We start from the raw sequence: 19,426 nt of genomic DNA, 5'->3' as shown, positions 1-19,426 counted from the left end.
CGCGTCGTCCGCCGGCTGACCCGCCGGACAGCATTCGGGGCGGACGACCCGGGCGGACGACCCGGGCGGACGACCCGGGCGGACGACCCGGATGGGTGCGGCGTGCCGCGTCAGCCCAGCTGACCGCGGATCGCTCCGGCCGGGAACCTTGCGTTGTGGACGTTCACGTAGTAGCCGGCAGGGTTCGCAAGGATGTCGGCGAGCTCGCTCTCGGACAGCGTGTCGGCGGTGTCCTGGGCGTCCGGGACCGTCGTGATGCAGCCCTTGCCGACCCGGTCCGGCGTCTCGAGCCCGACGGCGATGCCGCCGGCGACCCCGGCCGGCGCGGCATGGATGTGCGCGGCGGTCGCGGTCTCGATGCGTACGGCCGTCAGCACATAGCACAGGCGGTCGCCCCGCACGACCGCGGCGAAGGTCCCGTGCCCGTCGTCGTCACCGGGGCCGGGCACCTCCTGTTCCCCGTCGAGGTGTGTCACGAGGACGTCGACCGCGGCGTCGTCACCCGTGCCGCCGCTAGCGCCGGAGGCCGGCACGCCACCGAGGATCAGCGCCGCCGAGGCGCCGGCGACGGCGATGGCCATCCGGGTCATCCGTGTCGTGCGTGTACGCATCGGATCCGTCCTTTCGTCGGCCCGGCGCACGGGTCCGTCGAAGCCGGCCCGCGCCCGGGCGATGTCGTCGGTCGGCTGTGATACGGGTCCCGTGCCCGGATGGATTGTTCACATGCCCTCGACCTCGCCGCTGGCGTACCGCCGCGCGAGATGGGCTAGTACCGCAGCTGCAGATCGTGATCGTCCGGTTGTATCCGGCCGCGTGCGCATCGCACCGTCGCGACGACACCTGACGGTCGTCTGTCGTCGCCGGCTTCCGGCCGAGTCGGACGTGCTGTCCTTGTGTTGTCATAGGGGTTGACATGAGTGGCACCTGTTGACCCTCGTGTCACCGCCTTCTACAACGGGGCTTTGCCCGCCTGTTCGTCGGCGCGAAGGCACCGCGGCGGCCGTTCGTGCCCGGGCCCGCGTCGTGGCGAGATCACGATCCACAGCTGGAGTACCAGGCTCACGCAGCGTCCCGGCAGCGGTGGGCGGACGGCATCGGCATCGGCCGTTCGGACAATTCTGCGGGCGACCGAACGGGCAGAATTTCTCCGGTCCAGCGTCGTCGCAGGTCATGCCAGTGCCGACAGTCGCGACACGAGCGTGTTCGCGTTGCGGCGCTGTCGAGTCGGGGCCATCATCGTCCGGTCAGACATCGAAAACCTTGGGCGGGCTTTCACGTCGACGGATCGTCGCCGACTGTCGCGACGGAGAAGGTGGAGGACGACGATGCTGCGCCGGGACACGGAGTACGTGTTGACCTGGAACGCACAGAACCACAGCTGGCTGGTACGCCCGATCGAGCGCGACGGTGACCACATCGTCCAGATCGGGCCCGGCGGCACCCAGATGGGAGACCCTGCCTGGGCGAACACCGTCAGCGCCCAGTGGGCCGACTGATCAGGCCGACTGATCAGGCGAGCGGCAGGCCGACCGGGCGCCTCCCCGCCGGAGCAGGGAACCGGTGCAGCACCGGTTGCCCCGGCCTCGCGCACGAGACCGGGGCAACGGGCTGCGGATCATCGGCGCGGCGTCAGTGGTTCCACTCGTGCGCCGGCTCGCAGTCCTCGAGAGCCGGGTCCTGCTGCGCACCCTTCCGGATGATCTCGGTCCCGTCGGGGTCGGTGTAGCAGGTCTCGACCGTGTCCACGGTGGTGGAGTCGTATACCAGCTCGCCGTCGGCGTCGTAGCCGCGGTAGGCGAACGCGCTCAGGTCGTCGCCCGCCATCGGCACGAACCAGTACCCGTCGCGCATGATCGCGTCCTGTTCGGGGCCGCCGGAGGCCTGCACCGTCACCCGCGCGACGTCGGCCGTGTACATCCCGAAGCCGCCGTCCTTCGGCACGACCGGCTCGATCAGGTAGGGGTTGCTCTTCGCGGCCGCGTCCCCGAAGCGCGCCCCGCCGGTGAGCCGGCCGTCCGAGTCGGCACCGCACACCAGCCGCTTGCCGCCGTCGTGCGCAAGCACCCAGCTGGTGTTGGTCCCCTCGTCGGCGGTGACGTCGGCGCGCACCCCGAAGGTGGGCTCGAAGCCCTCCCAGCCCGGGGCGCCGTCGACGCACTGTTGCACGACCTGGCTCATCTCGTCCGCGCTCATGTCGGAGGCGGGCGGTGCCGCTGCCGTCTCGTCGCTGGAGAAGTCGAGCGGCTGCTCCGACACCTCCGAACCAGGGTGCCTGTCGTACATCGAGTCGTTCTCGCGCGCCTGGGACACGTCGGCCGGGTCGACGCGCAGGTCGGCGTCGGTGACGTAGGCGAAGGCGTCCTCGAGCTCGACGTCCACCGACGAGACCGGCTCGGTGCTGTTGTTGCCGAACAGGTCGTAGACGGCCACGCCGACCAGCGAACCGTCGGCGCGTTCGTGCACGACGGCGAACTGCCGGTCCATCTCCGGGTCGGCGTCGGCGACCAGGGCCGTCTGCTCGGTGCCCGGGATCGGCTGCTTGGTGCAGGCGCCCGAGCCGACCTCGCAGCCGATGTTCATCGCGAAGCTCTGTAGCGCGTGCTCGCCGCCGGCGTAGCCGGGGACGGTGACCGCGACCTGGACCAGGCCGAGCCCGGACTGACCCGGAACCGTCCAGCCGAGCTTGGTGCCGACCCGCACCTCATCGTCGACGCCGCCGCTCTGGCCGTTCGACGACTCATCCGGCAGGTGCTCGCGTTCGGGGTCGAAGTGCTCGACCGCGGTGTCCAGAAGCAGCTGCCGGGTGCGCTGGTAGCCGATGCGCTGCTGAAGCCCGTCCGGCCCAGTGGGCTCGGTCGGGGTGCCGGTGCTCGACGGGGTGCCGCCGGTCGTCGGGGTGCCCGTGCTCGACGGGGTGCCGCCGCTCGTCGGTGCGCCCCCGTCCGTCGGGGTGCCGGTGCTCGTCGGCGCGCCTGCGGCGACCTCCTGCTCGCGAGCCGGGCCCGAGCCGTCGCCCGGGAGCGCGACAGCGACACCGGTGGCCAGCACGGTGACCCCCGCGACGCCGGTCGTCCACGTCGCGAGCCGCCGACGGCGCAGGTGCCGCCGGCCGCGGCGCAGGTCGTCGGCCGCCATCGACGTCATCGGCGGCTCGTCGGAGAATCCCAGATTCCCGAGTCGCCGGCTGATCTCTTCCTCGCCATTCATGCGAATCGCCTCTCGCTGGTCACGTCTTCGGGCGACAGGGCGGCACGCAGCGCCGACATCGCACGTGCGGTCTGGCTCTTCACGGTCCCGGTCGAGCAGCCGAGGTCCTCGGCCGTCTCCTCGACGCTGAGCCCGCACCAGTAACGGAGCACCACGGTGGCACGCTGCCGATGCGGCAGCGTCTTCAGCGCGGCCAGGAGGGCGTCGTTGTCCTCGAGGGAGAGCGCTTCGGGAGCGGCCTGGTCGACGCCGTCGAGGCCGACACGTTCGCGCCGCCACGGCCGCCGCTTCTCGTCCAGGTGTGCCCGGACGATGATGCGCCGGACGTAGGCGTCCTCCGCACCCGCGGTGTGGATGCGCGGCCACGCCGCGTAGAGCTTGACCAACGCCGTCTGGACCAGGTCCTCGGCCGTGTGCCAGTCGCCGCACACGAGATAGGCGACCCGGCGCAGATGACCGCGCCGTGCGTCCACGTACGCGGTGAACTCGTCGGACCGTGCCTGCCGGGTGCCCACGCCACCAACTCCCTCATGCTCCATCGACCCTGTCACGTACCAGACGGAACTCGCGCACCGTGGGTTGTCACCGGATCCGCGGCGGATGGTCCGCGCGCGAGAGGCGGCGTAGCGGCCGCCGCCCGTCGACGGCCGCGGGGGGATAGCCCCACCCCGGACTGTGGCACCGGCACCAGTGCTGCGCACGCCGTGTTCCACGACGCTTGGTCACGTCGTGATCGATTCCGGACGAGCGTGTGAGCTCACCGAGAGGGGCAGTCGAAGTGTCCAGGAAACAGCAACGCCAACCCGCCACCGTGCGGGTCGCCCGGTGGAGTGCGATCCGCCCGTGGCGCGCGATCGGGGCGTGGTTCGCGTTCCTCGTCGTGTGCGTCGGCGGTATGAGCGTCGCCGGCATCCAGCAGGCCAGCGACGTCGACCTCGGCGTCGGTGAGGCGGGGCGCGCGACCGAGATGATCGCCGAGGCCGACCTGCAGGCACCCGCGACCGAGAACGTGCTGATCACTGGCGCCTCCGCCGGGTCCGGCGGGTTCGACGCCGCGCTGGCGGACGAGATCGCCGGCGACGTCACCCGGCGGATGCAAGCGCTGCCGGACGTCGCGGAGGTCCGTGAGCCGGTCGAGGCGGCCGACGGCGAGGCGCTGATGGTTCCCGTGGTCGTCGCCGGTGACCCGGACACGGCCGAGGAACGCGTGGACGCGTTGCTCGGTGTGACCGAACGTGTCGACGAGCAGTATCCCGCGATGCTGGTGGAACAGGCCGGCAGCGCCTCGATCATGAAGTCGTTCAACGGGATGCTCGAGGAGGACCTCGGGACCATCGCGATGCTCAGCGTGCCGGTGACGCTGGCCGTCCTGCTGCTGGCGTTCGGGGCGATCCTCGCCGCCGGGGTGCCGGTGCTGCTGGGCGTCTCGTCGGTGGCCTCGGCGATCGGGCTGTACGCGCTGGCCTCGCACGCCGTGCCCGACGGCGGCACCGTCACCCACCTGGTGCTGCTGGTCGGCATGGCCGTCGGGGTCGACTACTCGCTGTTCTACCTGCGCCGGGAACGTGAGGAGCGCGCCCGTGGCCGGGGGACCATCGAGGCGGTCGAGATCGCGGCGGCCACGTCCGGGCACTCGGTCGTGGTGTCGGGCACGGCGGTCGCCGTGTCGATGGCCGGGCTCTACCTTGCCGGCGACGTCAACTTCGCATCCATGGCGACCGGCGCGATCCTGGTGGTCGTCGTCGCGGTCGTGGGTTCACTGACCGTGCTGCCGGCGATGCTGGCGAAGCTTGGCCGCCTCGTCGACAGGCCGCGGCTGCCGCTGGTGTGGCGGCTGACCGCGTCGTCGCGGCGGCCGCGGTTCTGGCCGGCCGTGCTGCGGCCCGCGCTGCGGCGCCCGGCGGTGACGTTCGGGGTGTCCGTCGCCGCGCTGCTCGCGCTGGCCGCGCCGGCGCTGAACATGAGCCTGAGCAACCCGTCCGAGGAGAGCTTCCCGCGCAGCCTGCCGGTCATGCAGAGCTACGACCGGTTGGTGGACACGTTCCCGAGCTCCGGCACCTCCCACGTCGTCGCCGTCGAGCACGGCGCCGGCGAGCGGGCGGCGGTCGACGACGCACTCGACCGGCTCGGCGGGCTGGTCGCCGTCGACGGGCACTTCGCGCACGACCAGCCGCCACGGATCCGCACGGCTGACGACGGCACCGTCACGACGGCCACGCTCGGCGTGCCGTACCCGCCGCAGTCGGACGAGGCGGCGGAGTCGCTGCGGGTGCTGCGCGACGAGGTGCTGCCCGCCGCGTTCGACGACGTCGGCGCCGAGATCGCCGTCGGCGGCGGCGTGGCGGAGAACGTCGACTACTCGGACAACCTGTCGTCGAAGCTGCCGTGGATCATCGGGTTCGTCCTGGTGCTGGCGTTCGTCATGATGACGGTGACGTTCCGGTCGGTGGTCGTGGGCGCGACCACGGTCTTCGTGAATCTGCTGTCGACGGTCGCGGCCTTCGGGGTCCTCACCCTGGTGTTCCAGAACACCTGGGCCGAGGGCGTCCTCGACTTCACCTCGAACGGCGCCGTGGTGGTGTGGATCCCGCTGTTCCTGTTCGTGATCCTGTTCGGGCTGTCGATGGACTACCACGTGTTCGTCGTCAGCCGGATCCGCGAGGCCGTGGACCGCGGCGTGTCCACGCGGGAGGCGATCCGCGAGGGCATCACCGGTTCGGCCGGCGTCGTGACCAGCGCCGCGCTGGTGATGGTGGCGGTGTTCGGGCTGTTCGCCGCGATGCGGGTGGTGGAGATGAAGCAGATGGGTGTCGGCCTGGCCGTCGCCATCCTCATCGACGCCGTCGTCATCCGAGCCGTGGTGCTGCCGTCGCTGATGGCGCTGCTGGGCCGGGCGAACTGGTGGGCGCCGAGGTTCATGCGGCGGCGCGCGCCGGTGGCGCAGGACGCGCGCGAGCTCGACCCGGTCGGCTGAGGGGAGGTGACGGCGATGTCGTGGCGGATGCTGAATCTCGTCCCCGGTGGCGGCGGCCCTGGGCGGCCGGACAGGATGGGCGCCATGCCGACGGGCACCGATCGCAGCCGCTACGACGTCGTCGTGGTCGGCGGCGGGCACAACGGACTCACCGCCGCCGCCTACCTGGCCCGGGCCGGGCGCTCGGTGCTGGTGCTGGAGCGTCTCGCGCACGTCGGCGGTGCGGCGGTCTCGGCACGGGCGTTCCCCGGCGTGCACGCCCGGCTGTCCCGCTACTCGTACCTGGTGTCACTGCTGCCGCGGCGCATCGTGAGCGAGCTGGGCCTGCGGGTGGAGCTGCGCCGCCGGCGGTACTCCTCGTACACCCCGGCCGGCGGACGGGGCCTGCTGGTCGACGGCGCCGACGACTCCGCCACCCGGGCGTCGTTCGCCGACGTGACCGGCTCGGACGCCGACCATGCGGGCTGGTCCCGGCTGGCGGCGCTGACCGGTGACGTCGCCCACCGGGTGTTCCCGACGATGACCGAGCCGCTGCTTCCGGCCGAGCGGATACGCCGCATCGTCGGGGAGGAGGCGTGGGAACGCCTGTTCGGCACGCCGATCGGTGCGATCGTGCGGTCGTACGTGCGCGACGACGTCGTCCGCGGCGTGGTCGCGACGGACGCGCTGATCGGGACTTTTGCCGGAGTGGACGACGGTTCGCTGCGGCAGAACCGGTGCTTCCTCTACCACGTGATCGGTAACGGGACGGGGGAGTGGGAGGTCCCGGTCGGCGGCATGGGCGCGGTGACCGACGCGCTGCGCGAGGCTGCGCTGGCCGCGGGCGCCCGGATCACCACCCGTGCCGACGTGACGGCGGTCGACCCGGACGGCGAGGTGACGTATCTCGACGACGAGGGCCGCGAACGGCGCGCCGGCGCCGGGCACGTTCTCGCCGCGTGCGCGCCGTCGACGCTGGAAGGCCTGGTCGGCCCGGTCGGCACGGACGGGGCGAGCGCCGGTGCCGAGCGTCCCGAGGGCTCGCAGCTCAAGGTGAACATGGTGCTGCGGCGGCTGCCGCGGTTGCGCGACGGCACCGACCCGGCCGTGGCGTTCAGCGGCACGTTCCACGTCAACGAGTCGATGACGCAGCTGGAGACGGCGTACGCCCAGGCGACCGGCGGCGTGATCCCGGAGCTGCCGCCGTGCGACGTCTACTGCCACTCGCTGACCGATCCGTCGATTCTCGGGCCGGAGCTGCGGGCCGGGGGCGCGCACACGCTGACACTGTTCGGCCTGCACATGCCCGCGCGGCTGTTCCGCAGCGACAACGCCGCCGCCCGCGACGAGGCGCTGAAGGCGACGCTCGCGTCGGTGAACTCGGTGCTGGCCGAACCGGTCGAGGACTGCCTGTACGTCGACGCCGACGGGCGGCCGTGCGTGGAGGCGCGGACGCCGCTGGACCTTGAGCGTGACGTCGGCCTGCCCGGCGGGCACATCTTCCATCGCGACCTCGCCTGGCCGTTCGCGGAGACCGACGACGAGGTGGGCACGTGGGGCGTCGAGACCCGCTGGCCGCGGGTGCTGCTGTGCGGTGCAGGCGCCAGGCGCGGGGGCGGCGTGAGCGGCATCCCCGGCCGCGCCGCGGCGATGGCGGTGCTGGGCCGGGGATCTGCGTGATCAGTCCGGGCCCGGACGGCTGATCTTCTGCTCGGGCCGGTACTGACCGAGCCGGAGCAGGTCGACGTGGGCACCGGCGAGGACGAGACGGCGCAGGCATCGCTGGTGGGACAGGTGCAGGGCCCGCTCCGTCAGCGGGAGCCCGGCGTGGTGCAGCCGGGCAGTCTCGCCGCGGCCGGTGCGCACCGTCCGGGTGGTGACCCACAGCTGCGGGGGAGGGCTGCCCTCGAGGCTGTGCACCAGGGTGGAGCGTTCGTGCAGCCAGGCATGCAGCACGGCCGTGGTGTCGCGGTGGAGCGGGACCGTGTGGGTGCCGAGGTCGACGGTGCCGGCTTGCTGGTCGATCGCGTCAACGGCGAGTCCGGTCAGCGCGCCGGTCCGCTCGCCGGTGTCGACGACGAGTGCGGCGAGGACGGCGGTGCGCGCCCAGGTGGAGCGCTGCATCCGGGGAGGCGGGCCGCCGAGCAGCGACCGGACGGCGGCCCGGGCCTGAGCCGTCGTGAGGCGCTCGGCAGTGGAGGCGGTGGGCACGGGGACATCGGGGGTGGGCAGTTGCAGGTGGTCGGCGATGGCCCGGACGGATGCGCGCCGGGCCCGCAGCGAGGCCCTGGACGCCTCCCGGTGCGGGCCTCGGCTGTGCGTGTCGCCCGAGGCCGCGGAGGCGAGCCAGCCGGCGACGACGTCCGTGCGAAGCAGCGTGGCGACGTCGACCTGATCGGGCGTGCGGCCGGTGGCGTCGGCGGCGAACCGGACGGCCTCGGTCAGCGCCCAGCGGCGTTGCCGTCGGGTGGCGGCCGACGCGCCGGAAGTTGCCAGGGCGGTGTCGAACTCGTCGATGAGTAGTACCGCGGGCACGCGGACGGCCCGGTTGTTGTCTGCCACGACCAGCAGTCTAAGCGATAACAGAATATGAGCATGACAACTGGTTCCTGTGCCTATCCCGCCGCGATCATCCTTTCCGTACATGGCACGAGATCGCACCTACGGCGCGAGCGCCGCGCTCAAGAGTTGGCGCGGGGTGGTCTGGATGAGTCCGGCATGCGGCGTTCCGTAGACTCCGGCTCGTGCTGTTCCGCGAGGCTCGCCGTGACGATCTGACCGCCGTGCTGGCTTTACTGGTCGACGACACCTTGGGCAAGGACAGAGACCGTGCCGCGGTGGACGAGGCCTACGAGCGGGCGTTCGCCGAGATCGACGCCGACCCGCGCAACGAGCTGATCGTGGCTGACGACGACGGAGAGGTCGTCGGCTGCATGCAGCTCACCTACATTCCCGGCCTCGGGCACCACGGCGCGCAGCGGTGCCAGATCGAAGCGGTGCGCATCCACGCGGACCGGCGGGGCAGGGGAGCGGGTCAGCAGATGATCACCTGGGCCATCGACCGGGCACGGGAACGCGGGTGCGGCATGGTGCAGCTGACGTCACACCGTTCCCGCACGGACGCGCACCGGTTCTACGAGCGGCTCGGCTTCGTCGCCAGTCACGAGGGCATGAAGCTGACCCTGTGATCCGTCGCGGGCGGTCCCAGGTCCAAGCCCGTGACGGGTGCAGTTTGTACGTGAGCACACAGCAGTTGGGAGGTACGAGCTCGTGGCCGGCACAGGGTCGATACGGTCCCTCAAAGGTATGGTCGAGCCTCGGGACGAGCCCGTGAGCCTTGCCGAGATGGAACAAGCCATCGGTGAAGGTGCGGTTGAGGGCGTGGACACGTGATCGGTTTCGACACGAACGTTCTCGTTCGATACCTCACCGTAGGACGAGCCGGAACAGGCTGCTCGAAGCGCAAGAGATCGTGGTCGAGTGGGTGGATGTGATCCGGCGAGCCGTGCGGCGGATGGCCGACGGCGCGGATTTCTCTGACGCGGTCACCGACGAACTCGGGTTGGACGCGGGGTGTGAGCACAGCGTCACCTTCGATCGCCGGGCGGCCAAGGGTGCGGGCGTGCGGCTGCTGACGTAGGGCAGCGTCTCGTTTCGAGAGAGTCGGAATGCCTCATCGAGAAGCACGCGCCCGACTTTGGTGTGACTGGCAATTACAGCAAGGCGAACGCCGCGCGATTCAGTGAAGCGATTCACCAGCACATCAATGCATCTGGAACGCGTTCCATCTCGGGCACCCACCGCGGCAACTCCGCCACGCACCACGTTGATCCATCGACTGGCCTCAACGTCGTCGCGCGCAACGGTGAGTTCGTCAGCGGCTGGCGCCTGAGTCCCGATCAATTGAGTAACGTACTCAAGCATGGAGGTTTAGGCGGTGGCTGACGAGGTCAAGATCCGATTGTCGCGGGATCAAGCATTGGTGTTGTTTGACTGGCTTGCTCGCACCGGCGATGCCGATCAACCTGTGGCGTTTGAGGACCAAGCCGAGCAACGTGTGCTGTGGGACCTGGAGGCGCTGCTTGAAGGGGCATTGGTGGAGCCGCTCCGAGATGATTACCGGACGACGCTCGGAGAGGCACGGGCGCGGGTTCGCGACGAAGAGCAGTGAGGCGGTTACGGGAGCCCGGAACGGCGTTACGAGCAGACAGGGACTCGGTTCATAGCATGGTTGAACTGACCCTCGAGATTGGGCGAGTAGCCACCCTGGGCGATACGCCGACTGACAGGCTGTCGACAGCGTGCGCTGCGAGTGACGCGGTCGTGACCTGGACGACACGCATCCGGTAGGCACCCGCGTCACGCTGATAGCGACCCGCGGGCGACGTCGCCGAGGGTTCGTCACCGGCTCTTTCGCGTGTCTAGGCAGTGGCGTGCGCGGGGTGATTCCGGGGGCGTGGACGCTGGCTGAGCCGGCCGAGCAGCAGGGCCGGCGCGCGGACGCGTGGGGTGCGCTGCTGTCGGAGTTCTGCACGTCGGACTCGGGTGTTCGTGCCGACAGCGGCGGGAGATACGAGCTCGTGGCCGGCACAGGGCGCGGGTATGCGGCTGCTGACGTAGGGCAGCGTGTCGTTTCGAGAACGTTGCCCGGCTCGTCGGGCGGCCCGGCAATCCTGTTGCTCGCGCCACAGGCGGCTGCCAGGGTCTGGGACCATGCCGACCTTCGCCGCGCACGACGGGACCGAGCTGGCGTACCACGTATTCGGAGAAGGTTCTCCCGTGGTCTGCTTGCCCGGCGGGCCGATGCAGGACTCCGCGTATCTCGGCGATCTCGGTGGCCTGTCCGAGCACCGTCAGCTGGTCATGCTGGATCTGCGCGGAACAGGCCGGTCCGCGGAGCCGCATGACACCGCGTCCTGCCGCTGCGACCGGCTCGTCGACGACGTGGAGGCGCTGCGTGAACACCTGGGCCTCGAGCGGCTGGATCTGCTCGCCCACTCCGCCGGGACGAACGTGGCCGTGCAGTACCTGGCCCGCCACCCCGAACGCGTCGGAAAGCTCGCGCTGATCACTCCAAGCGTCCTGGCGGTCGGCATCACGGTGACCGCGGACCTCCGGCGTGAGACGGCACGGAGCCGTGACGGTGAGGCATGGTTCCCGTCGGCCTCCGCTGCGCTGGAGGAGATCATCGCCGGCAACGCGACCGCCGACGCGTGGCGGGAGATCGACCCGTTCCTCTACGGCCGCTGGGACGATGCGGCACGGGAGCATCGCGCTGCGGCGGAGCACCAGAAGAACCACGCGGCCGCCAATGTGTTCTTCGCCGAGGGCGCGTTCGACCCGGACCGCACACGTGCCGCCGTCGCGCGGTTCCAACGTCCCGTCCTCCTGCTCGCAGGTCAGGTCGACCTGAACTCACCGCCCGATGCGATGGCCGAGTTCGCCGCGTTGTTCCCGCACGCCGACCTCGTCGTCCAGCACGGTGCCGGGCACTTCCCGTGGCTCGACGACACGGACAGGTTCGTGTCGACGACCACGGAGTTCTTGAGCTGAGAGAGCGCTTTTGAAGCGTGGGCGGCGTACTGATGGCGTGGGCGGGAGTCACGAGGGCATGAAGCTGACACTGTGATCAGTAGTGGGCCGCCCCTCTGGACGACTTCGGGGACCAGGCAGGCCGGGCGGGCCTATGCATTCCTCCCGCGAGGTTGACACAGGAGGCAACTCGTGACCGTTGTGTCACCCAAAACGAACGACGACCGTCTGCTGCGGACGCGGGCAACGGACGAGCGTGCCGCGTCAGGACGGCTTCGTGTCAACGGTCGGCGGCTTTCTGACCTGACCGGACGGCCTCGGCACGGCGCATGGCGTCGTGGTAGATCGGGCCGTCGCGCACCGGTAGCACCCGCACCACGTCACGTAGTGCGTGCGAGGCGAGACTGGCCGCGACGTCCGTGGTCGGCAGTCCCGGCATCCGGTATAGCCGCCGCGCCCAGCGGGGGAGCAGGGCGAACGCGACGCCGGAGACGCTGAGCCAGGCCGGGCGGCCGACGGTCCACGCCAGGGCGCGCGGCATCGGGGGAGCGGCGAGGAATCGGGCGACGTCGCGGCCCTCCGCGGTCAGCGTGAGCTCGGGACGCATCCGCTCGTAATAGTCGTGCACCTCGGACGTGGCGGCCGGCACCGTCGACGGGTCGAGGCCGACCAGCGCCGCGGCCCGGACCTGCTCGGTGTAGTAGGCGTCCGTCTCGTCGTCGGTGAGCGCCAGCCCGGCGCGCCGGGCCGTGGTGACGAACGACTCCACCTCGGTGACGTGCACCCAGCGGAGCAGTTCCGGGTCGTCCACGCGGAACCGTTCGCCGGTGAACGGGTCGACGCCGCGCAACCGGTCGTGCACGGCGCGCACGCGCCGGCCGGCCGCCTCGGCATCATCGGTGGTGCCGTAGACGACCGTGCCGACGTACTCGGCCGTGCGCATCAGCCGGGCCCAGCAGTCGCGCCGGAAGTCGGAGTTCTGCACGACGCCGGCGACCGCGCGAGGATGCAGCGCCTGCAGGTACAGCGCCCTGATCCCGGCCAGCCACAGAACCGGCTCGCGGTGCACCCGCCAGCTGACACTGTCCGGACCGAACAGCCCGAGATCACTCTCGGTGCCCTGCATACACCGATGATCCCACTATCGGCTACTTCGCTCACCTTCCGTGAGCGGGAACGGCTTGTCGTCCTGTTCGCAGACCGTGCCGGCCGGCGGCAGCACACCCGACACCAGGTAGTCCCTGGCGTGGGAAGCCAGGCAGGCACTCTCGCCCAATGCGCCGTGCCCCCAGCCGTCCACGGTCAGCATCCGGGAGCCGTCCAGCAACGTGTTGAGGGTCCGGGCACCGCTGATCGGCGTCGCCGGATCATGGAGGGTGGCCACCAGGAGCACGGGGGCGGACGTGTCGGTCTCGAACGGGCCTCGGTACGCGTCGGCAGACGAGCCCGGCCACTGTGCGCACGACGACGACCGCCACGTCCAGAACCGGCCGAACCACGGCGCCGCTCGGTCAGCGCGCGCACCGGCGTCGATCCAGCTCCGCGGGCTTTCGGGGTTGGCACTGTCGGCGCAGATGACCGCCTCGGTCCGCGGCGTCAGGGCGCCGTCGCTCGATGTGGCGGCCGGTTCGGAGCTCGACAGGTGCTGTCGCAGCCGGGTGTACGCGGCGGCGGCATCGGATCGTGCCTCCTCGTCCGCGGTCCCGGACAGCGCGTCGTCCGTCGCGTCGAGGAACGACATGAACGGCCGCAGCGCCGTGACGTCACGCAGCGCGGCGTCGGCGTGCGTGACGACGTCCTGGTAGGTCAGCCGCTCGCCGTCCAGGCGGACCGGCCCCTGCTTCAGCCGCTCGACGATGCGCATCCATGTCGCCGTCGATTCGCCGGCGGTCGCGCAACGCTCCGGTCCGACCCGGTCACACTCGGCGAACGCGCGCGTCAGCGTCTTCCACGCGCCGGCCGCGCTGCCCCAGCGGGCGGTGACCGGGAGGTCCGCGTCCGCGTCGTCGTGCCCGGTCGCGTAGCCGATCGGGTCCATCACCCCGTCGACGACCATGGCGCGGATCCGCTCCGGGAACATCGCCGCATACGTCGCGCCGAGGTAACTGCCGTACGAGATGCCGTAGTACGTCAGCTGCTCGTCTCCGACGGCCTGCCGGACGAGGTCCATGTCGCGCGCGGTGTCGGCCGTCGTCATGTGGTCGATGATCGGGTTCGCCCCGGTGGCGCAGGCACGGCGAACTCGACGGTCGTACCGCAGCTTCTCGTGCGCCTCACGTTTGGTGACGGGGAACTGCACCGACGGCGGCTCGGGCACGTCGCCGTCGCCGTCGCCGGGACGACACTGCAGCGGGGCGCTGGCGCCGATCCCGCGCGGATCGATCCCGACCACGTCGAACCGCTCGAGCACGGCCGGCGGGAGGTTCTCGGCGTACCAGGACATGTACTCGAGGGCCGGCTCGCCGGGCCCGCCGGGATTGACGAACAGGGTGCCGATACGCGCGTCCGGCTCGTCGGCCGGGCGCCGGGCGAGGGCGAGCTCGGTCGTCCGGCCGGACGGGTCGTCGTAGTCGAGCGGCACCTGCGCCTTCGTGCACTGCAGGTCGTCGTCGCACGGTTCCCAGGTGAGCTCGGGGAGCGGGGCCTCGACCTGGTCCGGCGTGCGTGCCCGCTCCGGGGCGGCATCGTCCCGCGGACCGTCCGAGGCTGCGTATGCGGTGGTGGTGGCGAGGATCGTGCCGGCGGTCACCGCCGCCACCAGCGCTGCGCGGTGCACAGGCATGGTCGTCCCTTCGTGGTGGTGGGATCGTTCGGTCTGTGACCGCAGCCTGCCGTCGCCACCGGCGCCGTGTCGGTAACCGCAGGACCCGACCCGGGGTGCACCTTCTTGCACCCTCGTTCCTGGTGGCTGCGCCATCGCCGTGCGCGCTCGGCCGTCTATAACCTGAACCGGTGGCATCCCCAGTGACCTCCACCGCGACCACCGCCGACGAGCGGCGAAGCCTGCCCGGCACGGTCGTGCGTGCGCTCTGGTCACCGCAGACCTGGCGCGCCACCAGCCACGTCGTCACCGGCGCCGTCGTCGGGCTGGTGAGCTTCGTCGTCGTGCTGACGTTGCTGGTGCTGACCGTGGTCCTGCTGCCGACGCTGATCGGGGCGGCGATCGCGCTGCTGTCGCTGCTGGTCCTCGGCCGGGTGTTCACGGCGATCCAGCGGTCCCGGTTCGAGGCGTTCCTGGACGTGTCGATACCGCGTGAACCGGCGGCGGCACCCCGGGAGCGGTTCGGACGCCGGATCCTGCACGAGCTGCGGGATCGAAGCACCTGGCGTCAGCTCGGCTACCACCTGTTCGCGGGTGTGTTCGGGCTCGTCGCCGCCGTGGTCGTGATCGGCGTCTGGTCGGCCGGGCTGGCACTCGCGCCGGCCATCGGCTACGCGGCCTCCGTCGCCGGGATCGGTGTCGATGCGTCCGCGGGCCTGACGGCGGCCGGGGTGGTGCTGCTGGTCGTCGCGCCGTGGGTGGCGCGTGCCCTGGCCGCGGTGGACGCGACGGTCGGTCGAGCGTTGCTGGGGGCCGACCCGGCCGAGGAGCTGACCCGGCGGGTCGCCTCGCTGGCCGCCAGCCGGGACAGCACGGTCGACGCCGCCGACGCGGAACGCCGCCGGATCGAACGCGACCTGCACGACGGGGCGCAGCAGCGGCTGACGTCGCTGGCGGTGAACCTCGGCGTCGCGCGCACGAACCTTACCGACGCGCCGGAGCCGGCACGAGAGGCGATCGCGCAGGCGCACGACGAAGCGAAACAGGCGCTGGTCGAACTCCGCGACCTGGTACGTGGCATGCACCCGGCGGTGCTCGACGACCGCGGCCTCGACGCGGCGCTGTCGGGCATCGCGGCCCGGTCGCCGGTTCCGGTGCGGCTGGACGTGAAGGTTTCCGAACGTGCGGCACCCGAGGTCGAGGCTGTCGCGTACTTCGTCGTGTCCGAGGCGCTGACGAACGCCGTCGCACATGCGGGCGCCACGGGAATCGAGGTGACGATCGAACGGCACCGGGATCGTCTGCGAGTGCGTGTGACCGACGACGGACGAGGCGGCGCGGACGCGGGCCGGGGAACCGGTCTGCACGGCCTGGACGGGCGAGTGCGCTCGGTGGACGGGACGTTGCATGTCGACAGCCCGGCCGGCGGGCCCACCACGGTGACGGCGGAGATGCCATGCGAGTTGTGATCGCCGAGGATTCCGTACTGCTTCGCGAGGGGCTGGCTCGGCTTCTGCAGACGGCCGGCATCGACGTCGTCGGCACCGTCGGCGACGGCGACGCGTTGCTCCGCTGCGCCGAGCAACACCGTCCCGACCTGGCGGTGATCGACGTGCGCATGCCGCCCGACCACACCGACGAAGGGCTGCGCGCCGCACTGGTCCTGCGCCGGCAGTTCCCGGACACCGCGATCCTGATGCTGTCGCAGTACGTCGAGGAGCGATACGCCGTCGATCTGCTGACCGGTGAGACCAGCGGCGTCGGATACCTGCTGAAGGACCGTGTCGCCGACGTGCCCGAGTTCCTGGACGCCGTCCACCGGGTCGCGGCCGGCGGCACGGCGCTGGACTCGGAGGTCGTGTCGCAGCTGCTCGTGCGCCGGCGGAGCGACTCGCTGGACCGGCTCACCGCGCGCGAGCGGGAGGTGCTGGCCCTGATGGCCGAGGGCCGCTCCAACGCCGGCATCGCGCAGGCTCTGGTGCTCAGCGAGAGCGCGGTCGCCAAGCACATCAACAGCATCTTCACCAAGCTCGACATCACCCCGACCGACAGTGACAACCGCCGGGTGCTCGCCGTGCTGCAGTTCCTACAAGTCCGGGAGGACACCAGATGACCGAGTCCGCACCAGGACCGAAGACCCCGAACGCGGCGCGTGGCACGGTACGCCGGGTGTGGCTGGTGACGGGCGCCGTTCTCGCTGCGGCGGCGCTGGTCATCGGGGTTACCGGAATCGTCGCCGCGTTGCAGCGGACGTCGACGGAGACCCGGTACGCGTCGCAGACGTATCCGCGCTCGGCCGCGCACGTGCAGGTGGACGTGGACCGCGGGAAGGTCACCATCGCCGGCGGCGACGCCGGGCGGGTCGAGACGCAGCACGCACGACGCTGGTCCGGCGGCGAACCGAGCGTCGACGAGACGTGGAGCGGCGACACGCTCCGCGTCGACGGCCGATGCCCGGACTCGCTCCTGTCCTGGATCGGGCAGGTCTGTTCGGTCGAGTACGCGGCGCAGGTGCCGCGCGACGCCGGAGCCGACGTCGGCTCGACCACCGGATCGATCGAGGTGGGCCAGCTCGGCGGTCAGCTGGGGCTGAGCGCGACCACGGGCAGCATCACCGTCGAGGACGTCTCCGGGCCGCTGACCGCACGGGCGACCACGGGCGACATCACCGGCTCGGGCCTGCGCTCGGACAGGGTCGACGCGGAGGTCAGCACCGGTGATGTGACGCTGCGCTTCGCCGAACCGCCCGAACGGCTCACCGCCGCGGCGAGGACCGGAGACGTGACCATCGAGGTGCCCCGCAGTGGTGGCCCGTACCGGGTGGACGCGCGGACGAACACGGGGGAGCAGCAGGTGGACGTGGCGCAGGACCCGGACGCCGCTCCGGAGCGCACCATCGACGTCACCACGAGCACCGGCGACATCCACGTCAGGTACGCGGACCGCGGGGACCGCTAGCCTCGGGGTCTCTAACTCCCCTGGATTTCTCGGCGCAGTACGGGGATCACGCCGCCGGTCAGCACCATGTCGACCTGACGGGGGGACAGCCGGTGCCGCAGCCTGATGGTCCGGTCACCGACACGCGCGTGGAGGTCGCGTCCGGTCCGCAACTTCTCGTGCAGGCCGTCCAGTGCGAGGGTGTCGCCGCGGCCGAGTGCGTCGTAGTCACCGGGGTCGGCGAACTCGAGCGCGAGCACGCCGAAGTTGGCGAGGTTCTGCCAGTGGATGCGCGCGTACGACTTCGCCACCACCATCCGCAACCCGAGGTAGCGGGGGGTGATCGCGGCGTGCTCACGCGACGAGCCCTGGCCGTAGTTCTCCCCGCCGACGACGGCGTGGTCACCGAGGGACGCCGCTCGCTCGGCGTACGACGGATCCGCCGGGCGGAAGGTGAACTTCGCCAGTTCGGGGATGTTGGAGCGGAACGGCAGTGCGGCCGCGCCGGCGGGGGAGATCTCGTCGGTGGACAGGTTGTCGCCGACCTTGAGCGCGAGCGGCAGCTCCACCTCGTCAGGAAGGCCCTCGAAGTCGGGGAGCGAGGAGATGTTCGGCGTCTTGACCAGCTCGACCTTCGCCGCCTCCGCAGGCGGCAGGGGCGCGACCAGCATCGAGGTGTTGACGCTGTGCAGAGTCGGCAGGTCGAGCGCCGGGTAGTCGATGCCGTACTTCTCGGCCCACGTCCTCGGGTCGGTGATCGTCCCGGTCAGTGCGCTCGCGGCGGCGGTCTCGGGAGAGCAGAGGAACACGGAGTCGTCCGGGGTGCCGCTGCGGCCCGGGAAGTTCCGTGGGAACGTCCGAAGGCTGTTGGTGCCTTGTGCCGGCGCCTGTCCCATGCCGATGCAGCCCAGGCAGCCGGTTTGGTGCAGCCGCGCGCCGGCGCCGAGCAGGTCGAACGTCGCGCCCGTCTTCGTCAGGTCCTCGAAGATCTGCCGCGAGGACGGATTGACGTCGAAGCTCACCGCGTCGCTGCTCTGCCGGCCCCGCACCATGGCCGCGGCGATCGCGAAGTCGCGCAGGCCCGGGTTGGCGCTGGATCCGATCACCGCCTGGCCGATCTCGGTGCCGGCGACCTCCGAGACCGGGACGACGTTGCCCGGGGACGTGGGCTTCGCGACCAGCGGTACGAGCGCCGCCAGGTCGATATGGTCATGGACGTCGTACGTCGCGTCCTCGTCGGCCAGCAGCTCGGTGAAGTCGTCCTCTCGTTCCTCGGCGCGCAGGAACGTCCGGACCGCGTCGTCGGCGGGGAACACCGTGGTGGTGGCGCCGAGCTCGGCGCCCATGTTCGCGATCACGTGCCGATCCATCGCCGAGAGGTGGGCCAGGCCCGGTCCGTGGTACTCGATGATCCGGTTCACGCCGCCCTCGACGTCGTGCCGGCGCAGCATCTCCAGGATCACGTCTTTCGCCGACACCCATGGCGGCAACTCACCGGTGAGCTCGACTCCCCAGATCTCCGGCATGGTGAGGTACAGCGGCTCGCCTGCGATCGCCATCGCCACCTCGACACCACCGACGCCGACCGCGAGCATGCCCAGACACCCGGCGGCGCAGGTGTGCGAGTCCGACCCGGCCATGGTCAGCCCGGGCCGGCCGAAACGCTGCATGTGCGTGGGGTGGGACACGCCGTTGCCCGCCTTGGAATACCACAGTCCGAAGCGGCGGCACGCACTGTGCAAGAACGCATGGTCCTCGGCGTTGCGCTCGTCGGCCTGCAGCAGATTGTGGTCGACGTACTGGGTGCTCAGCTCAGTGCGGGCACGGTCGAGGCCCATCGCCTCGAGTTCGAGCATCACCATCGTGCCGGTCGCGTCCTGGGTCAGCGTGTGGTCGACCCGCAGCCCGATCTCGCTGCCGGGCGTGGGCTCTCCGGACACGAGGTGTGATGTGATCAGCTTCTGCGCGACGTTCATGGCCACACCGCGAAGCTACCCGTTCCGGTCCGGTGGAATTCGCGCTCAGCCCGATCTCAC

The 19,426-nt window shown here is 71.1% G+C and carries 18 protein-coding genes; 11 read left to right on the top strand and 7 right to left on the bottom strand.

Annotation, left to right across the window (positions count from 1 at the left end; translation table 11 throughout):
- Positions 1 to 110: 110 nt before the first annotated feature.
- On the bottom strand, positions 111 to 611 hold the full coding sequence (locus tag CLV30_RS15610) for a CHRD domain-containing protein (protein WP_106538147.1): 501 nt from the start codon (positions 609 to 611) through the stop codon (positions 111 to 113).
- Positions 612 to 1,325: 714 nt separating this feature from the next.
- On the opposite strand from CLV30_RS15610, the gene CLV30_RS26530 reads away from it, so the two are divergent.
- A complete protein-coding gene (locus tag CLV30_RS26530; protein WP_165358692.1) occupies positions 1,326 to 1,496 on the top strand; it encodes a hypothetical protein in 171 nt (56 codons plus the stop codon).
- 133 nt (positions 1,497 to 1,629) lie between these two features.
- Here the strand turns inward: CLV30_RS26530 and CLV30_RS15605 are convergent, their stop codons facing one another.
- A complete protein-coding gene (locus tag CLV30_RS15605; RefSeq protein ID WP_106538146.1) occupies positions 1,630 to 3,207 on the bottom strand; it encodes a hypothetical protein in 1,578 nt (525 codons plus the stop codon).
- Positions 3,204 to 3,722: a SigE family RNA polymerase sigma factor gene (locus CLV30_RS15600; protein WP_240723344.1), complete on the bottom strand. Its 519-nt coding sequence runs from the start codon at positions 3,720 to 3,722 to the stop codon at positions 3,204 to 3,206. The genes CLV30_RS15605 and CLV30_RS15600 overlap by 4 nt, the downstream gene beginning before the upstream one ends.
- A gap of 263 nt (positions 3,723 to 3,985) precedes the next feature.
- Between CLV30_RS15600 and CLV30_RS15595 the strand changes: the two genes are divergently transcribed.
- Together CLV30_RS15595 and CLV30_RS15590 are read left to right on the top strand one after the other, a co-directional pair.
- Positions 3,986 to 6,181 (top strand): MMPL family transporter, encoded by a 2,196-nt coding sequence (locus CLV30_RS15595; RefSeq protein WP_106538144.1) that lies wholly within the window; start codon positions 3,986 to 3,988, stop codon positions 6,179 to 6,181.
- A gap of 84 nt (positions 6,182 to 6,265) precedes the next feature.
- The gene (locus CLV30_RS15590) at positions 6,266 to 7,840 is read left to right on the top strand and encodes a phytoene desaturase family protein (RefSeq protein ID WP_106538224.1); all 1,575 of its coding nucleotides are present in this window, start codon (positions 6,266 to 6,268) and stop codon (positions 7,838 to 7,840) included.
- Here CLV30_RS15590 and CLV30_RS15585 read toward each other — a convergent pair whose 3' ends face one another.
- Positions 7,841 to 8,722: a hypothetical protein gene (locus CLV30_RS15585; RefSeq protein WP_106538143.1), complete on the bottom strand. Its 882-nt coding sequence runs from the start codon at positions 8,720 to 8,722 to the stop codon at positions 7,841 to 7,843.
- A gap of 182 nt (positions 8,723 to 8,904) precedes the next feature.
- Between CLV30_RS15585 and CLV30_RS15580 the strand changes: the two genes are divergently transcribed.
- From CLV30_RS15580 to CLV30_RS15565, 5 genes are all read left to right on the top strand, one after another.
- A complete protein-coding gene (locus CLV30_RS15580) occupies positions 8,905 to 9,348 on the top strand; it encodes a GNAT family N-acetyltransferase (protein ID WP_106538142.1) in 444 nt (147 codons plus the stop codon).
- 296 nt (positions 9,349 to 9,644) lie between these two features.
- A complete protein-coding gene (locus tag CLV30_RS26045) occupies positions 9,645 to 9,800 on the top strand; it encodes a PIN domain-containing protein (protein ID WP_146154796.1) in 156 nt (51 codons plus the stop codon).
- Positions 9,801 to 9,835: 35 nt separating this feature from the next.
- Positions 9,836 to 10,105 carry a colicin D domain-containing protein gene (locus CLV30_RS15575; protein WP_106538141.1) on the top strand — a complete coding sequence of 90 codons (270 nt, stop codon included), beginning with the start codon at positions 9,836 to 9,838 and terminating at the stop codon, positions 10,103 to 10,105.
- Complete coding sequence (locus CLV30_RS15570) at positions 10,098 to 10,331, top strand: hypothetical protein (RefSeq protein WP_106538140.1); 234 nt, start codon at positions 10,098 to 10,100, stop codon at positions 10,329 to 10,331. Before CLV30_RS15575 ends, CLV30_RS15570 begins: the two co-directional genes overlap by 8 nt.
- 542 nt (positions 10,332 to 10,873) lie before the next feature.
- On the top strand, positions 10,874 to 11,713 hold the full coding sequence (locus CLV30_RS15565) for an alpha/beta fold hydrolase (protein WP_106538139.1): 840 nt from the start codon (positions 10,874 to 10,876) through the stop codon (positions 11,711 to 11,713).
- A gap of 259 nt (positions 11,714 to 11,972) precedes the next feature.
- On the opposite strand, the gene CLV30_RS15560 is transcribed toward CLV30_RS15565, so the two are convergent.
- Together CLV30_RS15560 and CLV30_RS15555 are read right to left on the bottom strand one after the other, a co-directional pair.
- Positions 11,973 to 12,818 (bottom strand): oxygenase MpaB family protein, encoded by an 846-nt coding sequence (locus CLV30_RS15560; protein ID WP_106538138.1) that lies wholly within the window; start codon positions 12,816 to 12,818, stop codon positions 11,973 to 11,975.
- Between the two features lie 15 nt (positions 12,819 to 12,833).
- Entirely contained in the window at positions 12,834 to 14,474 is a 1,641-nt protein-coding gene (locus tag CLV30_RS15555) for an alpha/beta hydrolase (RefSeq protein ID WP_165358691.1), read from the bottom strand.
- Positions 14,475 to 14,644: 170 nt separating this feature from the next.
- Between CLV30_RS15555 and CLV30_RS27580 the strand changes: the two genes are divergently transcribed.
- Genes CLV30_RS27580 through CLV30_RS15540 form a run of 3 tightly spaced genes read left to right on the top strand, consistent with a single transcriptional unit; the run spans position 14,645 to position 17,411 of the window.
- On the top strand, positions 14,645 to 15,922 hold the full coding sequence (locus tag CLV30_RS27580; RefSeq protein ID WP_205740973.1) for a sensor histidine kinase: 1,278 nt from the start codon (positions 14,645 to 14,647) through the stop codon (positions 15,920 to 15,922).
- Positions 15,910 to 16,566, top strand: coding sequence for a response regulator transcription factor (locus CLV30_RS15545; protein WP_106538136.1), 657 nt, complete (start codon positions 15,910 to 15,912; stop codon positions 16,564 to 16,566). The genes CLV30_RS27580 and CLV30_RS15545 overlap by 13 nt, the downstream gene beginning before the upstream one ends.
- Positions 16,563 to 17,411, top strand: a complete 849-nt coding sequence (locus CLV30_RS15540) for a DUF4097 family beta strand repeat-containing protein (protein WP_106538135.1) — start codon at positions 16,563 to 16,565, stop codon at positions 17,409 to 17,411. Before CLV30_RS15545 ends, CLV30_RS15540 begins: the two co-directional genes overlap by 4 nt.
- An 11-nt stretch (positions 17,412 to 17,422) precedes the next feature.
- Here CLV30_RS15540 and CLV30_RS15535 read toward each other — a convergent pair whose 3' ends face one another.
- Positions 17,423 to 19,372 carry an aconitate hydratase gene (locus CLV30_RS15535; RefSeq protein ID WP_106538134.1) on the bottom strand — a complete coding sequence of 650 codons (1,950 nt, stop codon included), beginning with the start codon at positions 19,370 to 19,372 and terminating at the stop codon, positions 17,423 to 17,425.
- Between the last annotated feature and the right edge of the window lie 54 nt (positions 19,373 to 19,426).

The sequence above is a fragment of the Haloactinopolyspora alba genome (assembly GCF_003014555.1).
GTDB classification, from domain to species: domain Bacteria; phylum Actinomycetota; class Actinomycetes; order Jiangellales; family Jiangellaceae; genus Haloactinopolyspora; species Haloactinopolyspora alba.
This window is presented reverse-complemented; position numbering and strand designations above follow the sequence as displayed.

What these genes read in the sequence shown, in the direction of transcription:
- CLV30_RS15610 (WP_106538147.1), bottom strand. Translation starts at nt 611, where the DNA reads ATGCGTACACGCACGACACGGATGACCCGGATGGCCATCGCCGTCGCC.
- CLV30_RS26530 (WP_165358692.1), top strand. Translation starts at nt 1,326, where the DNA reads ATGCTGCGCCGGGACACGGAGTACGTGTTGACCTGGAACGCACAGAAC.
- CLV30_RS15605 (WP_106538146.1), bottom strand. Translation starts at nt 3,207, where the DNA reads ATGAATGGCGAGGAAGAGATCAGCCGGCGACTCGGGAATCTGGGATTC.
- CLV30_RS15590 (WP_106538224.1), top strand. Translation starts at nt 6,266, where the DNA reads ATGCCGACGGGCACCGATCGCAGCCGCTACGACGTCGTCGTGGTCGGC.
- CLV30_RS15565 (WP_106538139.1), top strand. Translation starts at nt 10,874, where the DNA reads ATGCCGACCTTCGCCGCGCACGACGGGACCGAGCTGGCGTACCACGTA.
- CLV30_RS15560 (WP_106538138.1), bottom strand. Translation starts at nt 12,818, where the DNA reads ATGCAGGGCACCGAGAGTGATCTCGGGCTGTTCGGTCCGGACAGTGTC.
- CLV30_RS15555 (WP_165358691.1), bottom strand. Translation starts at nt 14,474, where the DNA reads ATGCCTGTGCACCGCGCAGCGCTGGTGGCGGCGGTGACCGCCGGCACG.
- CLV30_RS15545 (WP_106538136.1), top strand. Translation starts at nt 15,910, where the DNA reads ATGCGAGTTGTGATCGCCGAGGATTCCGTACTGCTTCGCGAGGGGCTG.
- CLV30_RS15540 (WP_106538135.1), top strand. Translation starts at nt 16,563, where the DNA reads ATGACCGAGTCCGCACCAGGACCGAAGACCCCGAACGCGGCGCGTGGC.